This window comes from Ochrobactrum teleogrylli (genome assembly GCF_037482325.1).
GTDB lineage: Bacteria > Pseudomonadota > Alphaproteobacteria > Rhizobiales > Rhizobiaceae > Brucella > Brucella teleogrylli.
Genome location: NZ_JBBHKQ010000002.1, coordinates 1,049,641 through 1,062,960 on the forward strand (window position 1 = coordinate 1,049,641; position 13,320 = coordinate 1,062,960).

A 13,320-nucleotide genomic window follows, 5' to 3' on the forward strand; every position below is an offset into this window, starting at 1 on the left:
TCATGCAGAATCTGATAGCAAAAGTCGCGGGTGCCGAGACAACCGGAATAAAGAAAGTCGGGATCATCGGAGCCGGCGCAATGGGGGCGGGTATTGCAGCGCAGTTTGCCGATGCCGGTATTGCCGTTGAACTGCTGGATATTGCCCGTGGCGTCAACCGTATCGAACCGGCGGAAACCGGGATTTCCCGCCAACTTAAATTGGGCGGGTTTACGACGCCGGAGGCTGCAGCCCGAATACGCCCCGGCAATATTGACGATCATTTCGCCCGGTTACAGGATGCAGACTGGGTCATTGAGGCGGTGGTGGAAAAACTCGACATTAAACGCGAGTTGTTCCGGAAAATTGCACCCCATCTGAAACCGTCGGCAATTCTCTCTTCGAACACATCAACCATCCCGCGTCATGATCTGGTTGCTGATATGGAAAGCAGTCTTGCACGCCGCTTTGCCATCACGCATTTCTTCAATCCGCCACGACTGATGCCGCTTCTGGAAGTTGTTGTCGACGATCAGGCTGATCCTGACCTGCGCGATCAGTTGCATCAAGCGGCCAGATTATTGCTGGGCAAAACACCGATTGATTGCCATGACACGCCAGGCTTCATAGCCAACCGTATCGGCTGTTTCTGGATAGCGGTGTCGGTCACGGAAGCTTGTCGTTTTGGACTGGATATCGAAACTGCCGACGCTGTGCAGACGGTACTCGGAGTTCCAAATACCGGTGTTTTCGGGTTGCTCGATCTGATTGGCATTGACCTCGTGCCAACCATATGGGGCGGTTTGATGCAGGCGCTGCCGAAAGATGATGCCTTGCAGGACTATAATCTGCCGGGCAATCCGCTCATCATTGAATTGCTGGCAAAAGGGTCGTTTGGGCGCAAGGCGGGCGGCGGGTTCTACCGCAAGGCCGCCGATGGGCAGTTCGAAGTGCTCGATACTGACAAAATGCTTTATCGCGCCACTCGCCCGGTGCCGTTGCCTACGGAATTGCATGACCTGCTTAGCGAACAAGGTCCAATTGGGAACTATGCGCGTTCGGTGTTGCGCAAGCTGGTGCGCTACTGCGAGACACATCTGTCCGAGATTGCATCGGACGCTGGTGCAATCGATACCGCCATGCAGCTTGGCTATTCCTGGCGCGAGGGGCCCTTTGCACTCGCAGCCAGAGCCGCAGAAATCATCGATTTTTAATGTGATTTGCCCCAGTTCTTATCAACCAGACCATAACGCGATGTACGCATCGACGGGAGCCACCCAGTTGGCTGCGATTGTGTCTGGATCCGATGGAATTGGGGCAGCAAAAATTCGAAGGAGTCAGGAATGAAAGTCCTTGTCGCAGTAAAACGGGTTGTCGATTACAACGTAAAGATCCGTGTGAAGGGAGACGGTTCGGGCGTTGAGCTTGCCAACGTCAAGATGTCGATGAATCCTTTTGACGAGATTGCGGTTGAAGAGGCGATCCGTCTGAAGGAAGCTGGCAAGGTAACGGAGATTGTGGCTGTTTCGGTTGGTCCGGCACAGGCACAGGAGACGCTGCGCACGGCGCTCGCCATGGGTGCGGACCGCGCCATTCTGGTCAAGACCGATGAGACGGTCGAGCCGCTCGGCGTCGCCAAGGTGTTGAAGGGCGTGGTCGAGGCGGAAAAGCCGGACCTCGTCTTCCTCGGCAAGCTGGCGATCGACGACGATGCCAACCAGACCGGTCAGATGCTCTCGGCGCTCCTCAACTGGAGCCAGGCAACCTTTGCCTCCAAGGTGGAACTGGCTGACGGTTCGGCCAAGGTCACGCGCGAAGTGGATGGCGGTCTGCAGACCATCGATGTGAAGCTTCCGGCGATTGTCACGGTCGATCTTCGTTTGAACCAGCCGCGTTATGCGTCGCTGCCCAATATCATGAAGGCGAAGAAGAAGCCGCTGGACGAGAAATCGCCTGCCGATTTCGGCGCCGATATTGCACCGCGCCTCAAGGTGCTGAAGACCGAAGAGCCGGGTGGCCGCAAGGCTGGCGTCAAGGTTGGCTCGGTTGCCGAGCTGGTTGAGAAGCTGAAGGCTGACGGCATCATCTAAGAAATCGGAAGGGACGAGAAAAATGGCTATTCTTCTTATTGCCGAACACGACAATGCAACCCTTTCGGACCAGACGGCAAAGGCGCTGACGGCAGCTGCCCAGATCGGCGGCGATGTCGATATTCTGGTTGCAGGCAAGGGTGCAAAATCTGCAGCCGATGCAGCCGCCAAGCTCAAAGGCGTGCGCAAGGTTCTGCTGGCTGAAAGCGATGCGCTGGAAAACCGTCTGGCCGAGCCAACGGCAGCGCTCATCGTGGAACTGGCCGTCAATTACGACACGATCATCGCACCGGCGACGACCTCGGCCAAGAATATCCTGCCGCGCGTTGCAGCGCTTCTCGATGTGATGCAGTTGTCCGAAATCATGGAAGTGGTGTCGGCGGATACGTTCAAGCGTCCGATCTATGCGGGCAATGCAATCCAGACAGTGCAGTCTACCGACGCCAAGAAGGTGATCACCGTTCGCACGGCCTCCTTCTCCGCAACGGGCGAGGGCGGTTCGGCTGCCGTCGAGAACGCAACGGTGCCTGCCGATCCGGCGCTGTCGAGCTTTGTTGGCAATGCGCTGTCGGCTTCGGATCGTCCGGAACTGACCTCGGCCAAGATCATCATCTCAGGCGGTCGTGCACTTGGTTCGGCTGAAAAGTTCCAGGAAGTGATCCTTCCGGTTGCCGACAAGCTCGGTGCGGCGGTTGGCGCCAGCCGCGCGGCAGTCGATGCGGGCTATGCGCCAAACGACTGGCAGGTTGGCCAGACGGGCAAGGTGGTTGCACCGGAGCTTTACATCGCTGTCGGCATCTCCGGCGCGATCCAGCATCTGGCTGGCATGAAGGACAGCCGCGTCATCGTCGCCATCAACAAGGATGAAGAAGCGCCGATCTTCCAGGTTGCTGATTATGGGCTGGTGGCTGATTTGTTCCAGGCTCTGCCTGAAATGGCTGACAAGGTTTAAGGAAGACCAACATGAAACGTTCAGTGGTTGTTGCTTCCGGGGTTCGCACGCCAATCGGAGATTTTGGTGGCTCTCTTGCAGGTATTCCTCCGTGTGAACTGGGAGCCGCAGTGGCGCGCGAAGCGATCGCGCGTGCTGGCATCGAGCCCGATCAGGTTGAGCAGACAGTCTTCGGCAATGTCATTCACACCAGACCGGAAGATATGTATATTTCGCGCGTTGTTGCGGTTCGTGCTGGGGTTCCTCACACGTCGCCTGCGTTGACTTTGAACCGCTTGTGCGGTTCGGGCCTTCAGGCGGTCGTTTCCGCTGCCGAACAGATTGAGCTTGGCAAAGCCGATATCGTGCTTGCTGGCGGTGCGGAGAGCATGAGCCGCTCTGGCCATTTACTGACGCAGGCACGCAACGGTCAGAAGATGGGCGATGTGACCGCGATTGATATGATGGTGGGGGCTCTGACCGATCCTTTCGGTCATGGTCACATGGGCATGACCGCTGAGAATATCGCTGAGCGGTCTGGCATCGATCGGGCAAAGCAGGATGCTTTCGCGGTTGAATCGCACCGTCGAGCGGCAGCAGCAATCGCAGATGGCCGCTTTAGCGGCCAGATACTGCCAATTACCGTCAAGCAGGGTCGGACAGAAAAACTGTTTGATACGGATGAACATGTGCGCAGCAATGTCTCTCTGGAGGATATGGCCAAGCTGCGCCCTGCTTTTAGCAAGGACGGCACCGTAACGGCGGGCAATGCATCGGGTCTCAACGATGGTGCGGCAGCTCTAATTCTTATGGAGGAGGGTGTCGCTAAAGCCCATGGTGTCAAGGCATTAGGCCGCATCATCGCAACCGGACTCGGTGGCGTCGCACCCGAGGTAATGGGTATGGGCCCCGTTCCCGCCAGCCGACAGGCTTTGCAGCGGGCGGGTCTGACCGTCGCCGATATGGACGTGATCGAATCCAATGAAGCGTTTGCGGCGCAGGCCTGTGCGGTCAGCGCGGAATTGGAGTTTCCGGAAGATAAGGTCAATCCGAATGGTGGCGCCGTTGCTCTCGGCCATCCGGTAGGAGCGTCGGGAGCGATCATCCTCATCAAGCTTTGCTATGAACTGGAACGTATCGGTGGCCGCTACGGGTTGGCAACAATGTGTATCGGTGGCGGGCAGGGTATTGCGATGGTGGTCGAGCGGGTCTAAGAAGCAAGCCGGGAGCGAGGAGGCTTCTCTCAACGACGACCAGTTCTGGTCTGAAAGCGATCCATGACAGAAAAACACTCTCATCGCGGGCTTGTTGTCGCCGCGATCATGGCGAGCATGGCCATGATCGCCGTCGAGGCAACGATTGTGTCTACCGCAATGCCGCAGATTGCAGCACAGCTGGGACAACTCAATCTGTATTCCTGGGTTTTTTCGTCATTCCTGTTGACCCAGACCGCGACGACCGTCGTGTTTGGAAAGCTTGCAGACATTTATGGTCGCAAGCCCGTTCTTATTTTCGGTATCGCGCTGTTCCTCGCCGCTTCGGTCTTGGCAGGCTTCGCCTGGTCGATGCCTTCGATGATCGTCTTCCGGCTTTTGCAGGGCATCGGCGCAGGGGCGATCCAGCCTGCGGCCATGACTGTGGTGGCGGACCTTTTTCCCGGAGCGCAGCGTAGCAAGGTCCAAGGGTATCTTGCCAGTGTATGGGCTTTGTCAGCCGTCGTCGGCCCGTTGCTTGGCAGTCTCATCATTCACAATCTGAGCTGGGCCTGGGTTTTCTGGATCAATATTCCCGTCGGTATTCTGGCGGCATCTGGTTTTCTTCTCTTCCTGCATGAAGAGAAGCGGACAAAACCGGTCTCGGTCGACGTGCTCGGCGCGGCACTTTTCGCTGTCTCCATTTCGTCATTGATGATTGCGCTTACCCTGATGGAGAGCGCGGTTTCACTGGAAGGAATTCTGGCATTCATTCTCTTTGCCGTTTCGTTGATTGCCTTCATCTGGCAGGAACGCCGCACGAAGGAACCCATTGTCGCGCCCGACCTGTGGCTGAAGTGTCCTATAGCTTTTTCCAATCTTGCAGTTTTCCTGGCCAGCATGTCGATTATGGGCCTCACGACATTTTTGCCGATGTATGTACAGACGGTTCTCGACCGTTCTCCCGTGGTCGCGGGCTTTGCCCTCACTATGCTGCTGCTGGGCTGGCCCTGCGGGGCAACAATTGCATCGCGACAGTTTACGCGTTTTGGGCTGCGTCCAATCATGATCGTCGGAAGCATCTGTATTCCAATCGGAACCTCTCTGCTTGTCATGCTCACCCCGTCAAGTTCGGCAACAATGGCTGGAGCCGGTTCTCTGATCATGGGTTTCGGCATGGGGCTGCTTAACATCGGGGCACTAATCTTGACGCAGGACAGCGTAAGCTGGTCAGAGCGTGGCAGCGCTACGGCATCGAATGTTTTCTCGCGTAATTTGGGAAGCACACTCGGCGCGGCCATTCTGGGCGCAGTGCTCACCTACGGTCTTGCGAATGCCAACCACGGTGAAGCGATTACGTCAGAACAACTTCGTGACCTGCTGAATGGGGCGGAGATGTTGATTGATCAGCATGAGCTACGGCTGGCGCTTCAGCACGCGCTGCACGCGACCTTTGTAGCGATGATGCTTATCGCGGTGCTGATCGTGCCTGCCTGCCTCTGTGTGCCAAAGACCAAGAAGACATATGAGAGTGATTTACAAGAGGCGTGAGCCTCGCACCTTGAGAATAAGCGAACCGGTCTGGTTTCCATTTTGCGTTCGAGTCTCAACATCATCGGTGCACCGGGGTGTTGACTGCTTGGGCAACAGCAGAAGAAGACGGGCAAAGCAGGCCGTTTCAACATATAACTGCGCCGCAGAATAAATTTATCGCAATGCAGAAGATTTAAGTTGCCTGATCTTTGAGATTTCGTCCCGCAGCCGAGAAACTATCTGAGGCTGATCCCTAGACGTGCGCTTTGCGCGAAGGGGTCACCCGATGTAATGCTCAGCGAAAGTGGATGTACCGATGCCCTATCAGTTAAGTCTTCTCGACAAGAGTCCGGTAGCACAAGCGGGCAATGCGGAAGCCGCTCTTGCGAACACCGTATCTTATGCTCAGGCGGCCGAACAAGCGGGCTACAAGCGGTTCTGGGTTGCGGAGCATCATCACGCGGAGGAACTGGCCGGGCCTTCGCCGGAGGTGCTTGTTTCCTATCTTCTGGCATCGACAAAGCGGATCAGAATTGGCTCTGGCGGCGTGATGCTTCAGCATTACAGCCCTTACAAAGTTGCCGAAAACTTTAACCTTCTGGCTGCCCTTGGGCGCGGGCGCGTTGATCTCGGTGTCGGCAAGGCGCCGGGCGGACTTCCTTTATCAACCAGGGCGTTACAGCAGGAAACAGGCAGCGAAAAGCGCCTCGATTTCAACAGCAAGCTTGAGCAGCTCAGCGCGTTTCTTGGCGGTGGCAAGATCGCTTCCGGTCCGTTTGAAGGACTGGCGGCAACGCCTAAACCACAGGTTTCTGCGGAAAAGTTCGTGCTTGGCGCAAGCCCGGAAAGCGCGTTGCTTGCCGCACATTCCGGCTGGGATTTTGTCTATGCCGGTCATTTGAATGGTGATACTGCCAATCTGCAGAAAACGTTCGACGCCTATCACAAAGTGACCGGAAAGGTGCCGGTTCTGGCGCTTGGCGCAGTGGTTGCCGAGAGCGAAGACGCGGTTGATACTGCGGTCTCAAAAATCAAAATCTTCAAGGTGCATCTCGCCTCCGGACAATCCGTTTCGGTTGGCACACAGGAGGCCGCCGCCGAGTTTGCGCGGCAGGCTGGAGAGGCTGATTACCGGGTTGAAGAAAAGCATCCAAATGTGCTCGCAGGATCGGCAAAGCAGGTGAAGCAGAAGCTCGATGAACTGCACGAGCAATATGGGGTGGCCGAGTTTGTGCTCGAGTTCCCCGCTGTTTCTCATGAGCAAAGATTAGCTGCCATCGAAGGCCTGGCAGGCGAACGTCTGGCAATTGCCGCCTGATCCAAAGCCACTGGCGATAAGGAGTATCTAAAATGGGTTCCAAGCAGATCAGATTCGGTGTGATGCTTCAGGGTGCGGGCGGACATATGAATGCCTGGAAACATCCATCCGGGCCGGCAGATGCAAGCGTGAATCTCCAGTTTTTCATCGATACGGCGCGCAAGTCCGAAGAGGCTGGTGTCAGCTTCGCTTTCATCGCCGACGGGCTTTATATCAACGAGATTTCCGTTCCGCATTTTCTCAATCGCTTTGAGCCTTTGACCGTCCTTTCGGCGCTCGCAGCGAACACGAAGCGCATTGGTCTCGCAGGCACGGTTTCGACGTCCTATAGCGATCCATTTACGATTGCGCGACAGTTTGCATCGCTTGATCTCATCTCCGGCGGGCGTGCGGGCTGGAACGTGGTGACGTCGCCACTTGAAGGGTCGGGCCGCAACTATGGCAAGCCACACCCAGAACACGCGTTACGCTATGAAATCGCCGATGAATATCTCGAAGTGACTAAAGGTCTTTGGGATTCCTGGGATGAAGATGCCTTCGTTCGCGATCGCGAGAGCGGACAGTTTTACAGGCCGGAGGGCTTCCATCGGCTCGACCATAAGGGCCGCTTCTTCTCGGTTGAAGGGCCACTCAATATCCAGCGCTCGCCTCAGGGCCAGCCCGTCATCTTTCAGGCCGGCGCTTCGGAAGCGGGTGTAGGACTTGCGGGTAAACATGCGGACGCCGTCTTCACCAATGCCGGCACCATCAAGGACAGCCAAACATTTTATGCGCAGATTAAAGCCAGCGCTGTTGCGCATGGGCGCTCGCAGGACGATGTCGGCATTTATCCCGGCATTGGTCCCATCGTTGGAAGAACCGATACCGAGGCCGAAGAGAAATATCATGCGATCCGTAATCTCGTAAGCATCAACGAAGCTCTGTCTTATCTCGGTCGCTTCTTCGATCATCATGATTTCACCGCCTATGATCTTGATGCGCCTTTCCCGGATCTTGGTGATGTCGGCAAAAACAGCTTCCGTTCGACAACGGATCGTATCAAGCGCGACGCGGCTGCAAACAGGCTCAGTTTACGTGAAGTGGCGCTGAATGTTGCCACACCACGCACGTCCTTCATTGGTACGGCGGAAAAAATCGCAGACGAAATCATTCTCTGGAAAGAGCAAAAGGCAGCTGATGGTTTCATCCTCGGCTTCCCGGTGATTGCTGAAGGGCTGGATGATTTCATTGCCCATGTTCTGCCAATTCTGGAAAAGCGCGGATATCATGAAGGCAGTCTGAAATACGACACGCTGCGCGGAAATCTTGGATTGGAGCATCCGCAGAGCCGTTATGCGAAGCCCGTTGAAAACAATGATGCCGAAAGCCACCGAAAGGGTGCGGCATGAATATTCAACGGTCGCCAGACGTAAACCGCAAACTGGAAATCGAGGCGGGTCTTGCCTCGTTTATCGACGAGTTTATCGCTTTGCGTCGCGACATTCATGCTCATCCGGAGCTGGCGTTCGAGGAAACACGAACCTCTGCTCTGGTGGCGGATTATCTCAGTCAGTGGGGCTATGATGTTACAACCGGCGTTGGTGGTTCTGGTGTCGTTGGCACATTGAAACGCGGCAACTCCGGCAAGGCCATTGGTATCAGGGCAGACATGGACGCCCTGCCAATCATCGAAGCAACTGGCCTTGATTACGCAAGCAGCAACTCCGGTGTGATGCACGCATGTGGCCATGACGGACATACCACCATTCTGCTGACAGCAGCGCGCTATCTCGCTCAGTTTTTCCGGTGCGGTGCACCTGATTTTCCAGCCAGCTGAGGAGATCGGGGCTGGCGCCCGACGCATGATCGAGGACGGCCTCTTTGAGCGATTTCCGTGCGATGCCGTCTATGGGCTGCATAACTGGCCGGGCGTGCCCGCAGGCAAGTTCGGCTTTGTGACTGGCCCGGCGATGGCATCGGTGGACCGGGCAAGAATTCGCGTGAACGGCCGTGGCGGTCATGGGGCCGAACCACACAAATCGGTAGATCCGGTTGTGGTGGCTTCATCCATTGTTCTGGCCTTGCAAACGGTGGTCGCGCGCAATCTCGATCCGCTCGATATGGGGGTTGTGACGGTGGCCTCCATTCATGGCGGTGATGCGTTGAATGTCATTCCCGCGCATGTTGATCTTGGCATTACCATCCGCTCGTTTTCGCAAACTGTGCGCGAGGAATTGCGGCGGCGGATTGAAGCTGTCGCGCGTTCACAGGCCGAAAGTTTTGGTGCTGTTGCTGATGTCAATTATCAGTGGGGCTTTCCTGCTTTGATCAACGCAAAAGCCGAGACGGAATTTGCACGACAGGTCGCGCTAAGCACTTTCCCCACCGGCACAGTTATCGAAGATTTCCGACCGCGCACGGCGAGTGAGGATTTTGCCTTCATGCTCGAACAAAAGCCGGGAACGTATTTCTTCGTCGGCAATGGTGAAAGTGCCGGTCTGCACAGCCCCGATTACAATTTCAACGATAAAATCCTGCTTCCAGCCGCGTTGTTTTGGGTTCGGCTGACCGAAGCATCGCTGATCTGAGATTGCACGATTTCTTCAACATGGATGGCCCATCATGGCGGATGAATTTCTCTACACTTCAACGACCGATATTCGTGCAGTGCCATTGATCGAGGCGCTGACGATTGAGTATGACACGCGCTACGGCACCTATTTCAATGAAGAGGGTGCAGCCGCCGAAATGAACAGATATCCGCCGGAAGCTTTTGCGCCTCCGCACGGCAATTTCCTGTTGTTGCTTCGTGATGGCCAGACAATCGCTGGTGGCGCATTCATGCGCTATAACGATGTGACCGCCGAGTTCAAGCGCATCTGGACACATAGTGATTTCCGTCGACAGGGATTGGCAAAAAAGGTGCTGGATGAACTGGAAGCGCAGGCGCGTCAGCAGGGTTATAGCCGCGTCTATCTGACCACTGGTTTCCGGCAGCCGGAAGCCAGGGAACTCTATTTAAGAAACGGATATACGGCGCTTTTTGATGTCGCGGTCGATCCCGAAATTTACGGGACGTTGCCTTTCGAGAAAAATATCGAGAATATAGGGCAAGTTAATTTTCATCCTTCCGAATCCGCTTTAAAACAGGTGGTGTTTGGCTAAGTAGATGCTTGGGCGTTGTGGTGGGTGTTATGGAAAAAACATCCGCCACCGCCTGATTAAATAGACTTATTTGTTTTGAAACTCGACGCCTCATCTCCAAAAATGGAATCCGGTGACTTCAAAAGCAGGAATTCCTGCGGTGATTCATAAGTTGAACGGCTATTCGGAGCAGTGTTGATCATGGCTATCGCTACAGAGTTTGCGGGTACGGATAGAGAGACAGGCTCTCGCGTAAGTCCCGGCGATTTCAAACATTATCGCATCGTTCCGGCCCGTTATCCAGCACGCGTCGTTGGCACAGTCATCGCCGCAGGCCTGATTATCGCTGCGCTGCAATCGGTTCTGACCAATCCGAAATGGGGTTGGCCAGTCTTTGCAGAATGGTTCTTCTCCGAGCCTGTTCTCGTCGGTTTGATGCGGACACTGTGGTTGACAGCGCTTGCAACAGTGCTGGGTTTTGCCCTTGGAACCGCACTCGCGTTGGCTCGCGTTTCACGCTCGCCGCTGTTGTCCGGTCTTTCCTGGGCCTATATCTGGCTGCTGCGCTCCATTCCGCTGATCGTCCTGCTTCTGGTTCTGAACAATCTCGGCTATCTCTATGAAACGGTCAGATTAGGTGTTCCATATACCGATATCACCTTTGCCGAATATCCCACCGTTCAGATACTCAGTCCGTTTGCTGCCGCCCTTTTAGGGTTGAGCCTCAATCAGGCTGCATTCTCTTCCGAGATCATCCGTGGCGGCATTCTGTCTGTCGATCAGGGGCAGCTCGAAGCTGCCGCCGCGCTCGGCCTGCCACGGCGCAGACAAGCCTTCCGCATCGTGCTTCCGCAAGCCATGCGCACGATCCTTCCGACGGGCTTCAACGAGATCATCGGTCTCGCTAAAGGCACATCGATGGTCTATGTGCTTGCGCTGCCGGAACTCTTCTACACGGTGCAAGTCATCTACCGCCGCAATCTCGAAGTCATTCCCCTGCTGATGGTCGCAACCGTCTGGTATCTGATCATCATGACGGTCCTGTCGATCGCCCAATATTACATCGAGCGCCATTTTTCGCGCGGTGCATTGCGCAATCCACCACCAGCTATTTTGACACGACTTTTCGCTCGTTTCATTCCAGCAGAAACCCCGTTATCGACCAGGATCGAGCCTGTTGCGCTGAGCGAGCCTGATGCACGGATTGCTGAAAAAATTGCTGTCAGCGGGTTTACCGGTGTGCGACGCGGTGCGGTGGACATTCACGGTGTATCGAAGAGCTTCGGCAGCAATCTCGTTCTTGATAATGTAAGTCTGCACATCAAGCCCGGGAGCGTGACAGCGATCCTCGGCCCATCGGGTTCGGGCAAGTCGACATTGCTGCGATCCATCAATCATCTGGAGCGTGTGGATGACGGCTTTATCTCGATTGATGACGAACTGCTGGGTTATCGCCAGAGTGGCGACACGCTCTATGAGTTGAAGGAAAAAGACATTCTGAAAAAACGCGTCGATGTCGGCATGGTGTTTCAGAACTTCAATCTCTTCCCGCATCTGACCGTGCTGGAAAACATCATTGAAGCGCCGATGATTGTCCGTGGCCTGAGCCGGGATGCCGCGACCGTGATTGCAAAACGTCTGCTGGCGCGCGTTGGTCTCAGCGAAAAAATCAATGCCTATCCGCGTCAGCTTTCCGGTGGTCAGCAACAGCGTGTCGCCATCGCTCGTACACTGGCACTCAATCCCAAAGTGATCCTGTTCGACGAGCCGACCTCTGCGCTCGACCCCGAACTGGTGGGTGAAGTGCTGGATGTAATCAAGGAGCTCGCACGCTCTGGCACCACGCTTGTCATCGTAACCCATGAGATCGGCTTTGCCCGTGAAGTGGCAGATACGGTGGTCTTCATGGAAGAGGGCCGCATTCTCGAAACCGGCAGGCCGGAGCAGCTTTTCAATGCGGCAACGCATCCCCGAACCCGGGAGTTTCTAGCAAAAGTCCTCTGACGCCAGAACGTCCGTTTAACACCACACCCCGACAATCACGATTGCCCTGACGGGGCAATCGCCGGGGATTGTTTGTCCAAAATTCAGAACATTCTCAGGAGTTATTCAATGAAATCAGGTAACTACAAAAGCGCAATATTGGGCGGCCTTCTGGCAGTAGCAACACTGTTTAGCGCGCCAGCCATTTCCGCAGAACTCGATTTGAGCCCGGAACAGCCAAACCGTCTGCGCACGGAGAAAAGCGATGCCGTTATCAATGCTGTCCCCAAGGATTTCAAGTTCGTGCAGGATGGCAAGTTCGTCGTCGGCATCAATCCTTGGGTGCCCCCGATCAGCACTTATGCTACGGATGCAAAGACCGTGGTGGCCTTCGATCCCGATCTGATTCAGCTGGTTTCTGATACATTGGGGCGCGAGCTTGTGTTGGTGCCAATCGCCTGGGCCGATTGGCCGCTTTCACTGGAATCTGGCAAGTTCGACGCCGTGATTTCCAATGTGACCGTGACCGAGGAACGCAAGGAAAAGTTCGATTTCTCCACCTATCGCAAGGACGAACTTGGATTTTACGTCAAGGCGGACAGTGCAATCACATCGCTGAAAGAGCCCAAGGACATTGCGGGCCTGAAGGTCGTTACCGATCCCGGCACCAATCAGGAAAACATCCTTCTGCAGTGGGACAAGCAGAATGTCGCAGCCGGACTGAAACCCATCGAAGTACAGTATTATGACGATGATGCAGTCAAGGGTCTCGCGATTGAATCCGGTCGTGCGGATGCGGTCTTCAGCGTCAATGCAGTGCAAGCCTATGCCGCAGCGCAGCACGGCAAGACCAAGCTTGTCGGGACGGTGAGCGGTGGCTGGCCACAGACTGCCGAAGTGGCAATCACCACGCGCAAGGGCAGCGGTTTGGCTGACGCACTGACGCTCTCGCTCAATGAGCTTATCAAGAACGGCAAATATGGACAGGTTCTGGAACGCTGGAGCCTGAGTTCAGAAGCCGTTGACGAAGCCAAAACTAACCCTGCCGGATTGCCTAAAAGCGGATCGTAAGTTCCGCTCGTAACAAAGCGAAATGTAGAGAAATCAGGTCATTACACAGTGTTTTACACTCTAGGAGATGGGCATATGACTTATATCAGAAAAGCGGGA

10 protein-coding genes and 1 pseudogene are annotated in these 13,320 nt (G+C 55.4%); all 11 read left to right on the plus strand.

The window, feature by feature from the left end:
• Positions 1–2: 2 nt before the first annotated feature.
• The 11 genes and pseudogenes from WIX40_RS22350 (at position 3) to WIX40_RS22400 (ending at position 13,221) form a co-directional block, all read left to right on the plus strand.
• Positions 3–1,193, plus strand: coding sequence for a 3-hydroxyacyl-CoA dehydrogenase family protein (locus tag WIX40_RS22350; protein ID WP_140025942.1), 1,191 nt, complete (start codon positions 3–5; stop codon positions 1,191–1,193).
• A 129-nt stretch (positions 1,194–1,322) separates the two neighbouring features.
• The gene (locus WIX40_RS22355; protein WP_339442287.1) at positions 1,323–2,069 is read left to right on the plus strand and encodes an electron transfer flavoprotein subunit beta/FixA family protein; all 747 of its coding nucleotides are present in this window, start codon (positions 1,323–1,325) and stop codon (positions 2,067–2,069) included.
• A gap of 22 nt (positions 2,070–2,091) precedes the next feature.
• Positions 2,092–3,021: an electron transfer flavoprotein subunit alpha/FixB family protein gene (locus tag WIX40_RS22360; RefSeq protein ID WP_339442289.1), complete on the plus strand. Its 930-nt coding sequence runs from the start codon at positions 2,092–2,094 to the stop codon at positions 3,019–3,021.
• Between the two features lie 11 nt (positions 3,022–3,032).
• On the plus strand, positions 3,033–4,214 hold the full coding sequence (gene bktB / locus WIX40_RS22365; RefSeq protein ID WP_339442290.1) for a beta-ketothiolase BktB: 1,182 nt from the start codon (positions 3,033–3,035) through the stop codon (positions 4,212–4,214).
• A 63-nt stretch (positions 4,215–4,277) separates the two neighbouring features.
• Positions 4,278–5,744, plus strand: coding sequence for an MDR family MFS transporter (locus tag WIX40_RS22370; protein ID WP_339442291.1), 1,467 nt, complete (start codon positions 4,278–4,280; stop codon positions 5,742–5,744).
• Between the two features lie 298 nt (positions 5,745–6,042).
• Positions 6,043–7,044: an MsnO8 family LLM class oxidoreductase gene (locus tag WIX40_RS22375; protein ID WP_339442292.1), complete on the plus strand. Its 1,002-nt coding sequence runs from the start codon at positions 6,043–6,045 to the stop codon at positions 7,042–7,044.
• 32 nt (positions 7,045–7,076) lie between these two features.
• Positions 7,077–8,432 carry an LLM class flavin-dependent oxidoreductase gene (locus WIX40_RS22380; protein ID WP_339442293.1) on the plus strand — a complete coding sequence of 452 codons (1,356 nt, stop codon included), beginning with the start codon at positions 7,077–7,079 and terminating at the stop codon, positions 8,430–8,432.
• Positions 8,429–9,611: pseudogene (locus WIX40_RS22385) on the plus strand (M20 aminoacylase family protein). Before WIX40_RS22380 ends, WIX40_RS22385 begins: the two are co-directional and overlap by 4 nt.
• 34 nt (positions 9,612–9,645) lie before the next feature.
• A complete protein-coding gene (locus WIX40_RS22390) occupies positions 9,646–10,188 on the plus strand; it encodes a GNAT family N-acetyltransferase (protein ID WP_339442295.1) in 543 nt (180 codons plus the stop codon).
• A 180-nt stretch (positions 10,189–10,368) separates the two neighbouring features.
• Positions 10,369–12,171, plus strand: coding sequence for an ABC transporter permease subunit (locus tag WIX40_RS22395; RefSeq protein WP_339442297.1), 1,803 nt, complete (start codon positions 10,369–10,371; stop codon positions 12,169–12,171).
• Between the two features lie 108 nt (positions 12,172–12,279).
• Positions 12,280–13,221, plus strand: coding sequence for an ABC transporter substrate-binding protein (locus WIX40_RS22400; RefSeq protein ID WP_339442299.1), 942 nt, complete (start codon positions 12,280–12,282; stop codon positions 13,219–13,221).
• Positions 13,222–13,320: the final 99 nt, after the last annotated feature.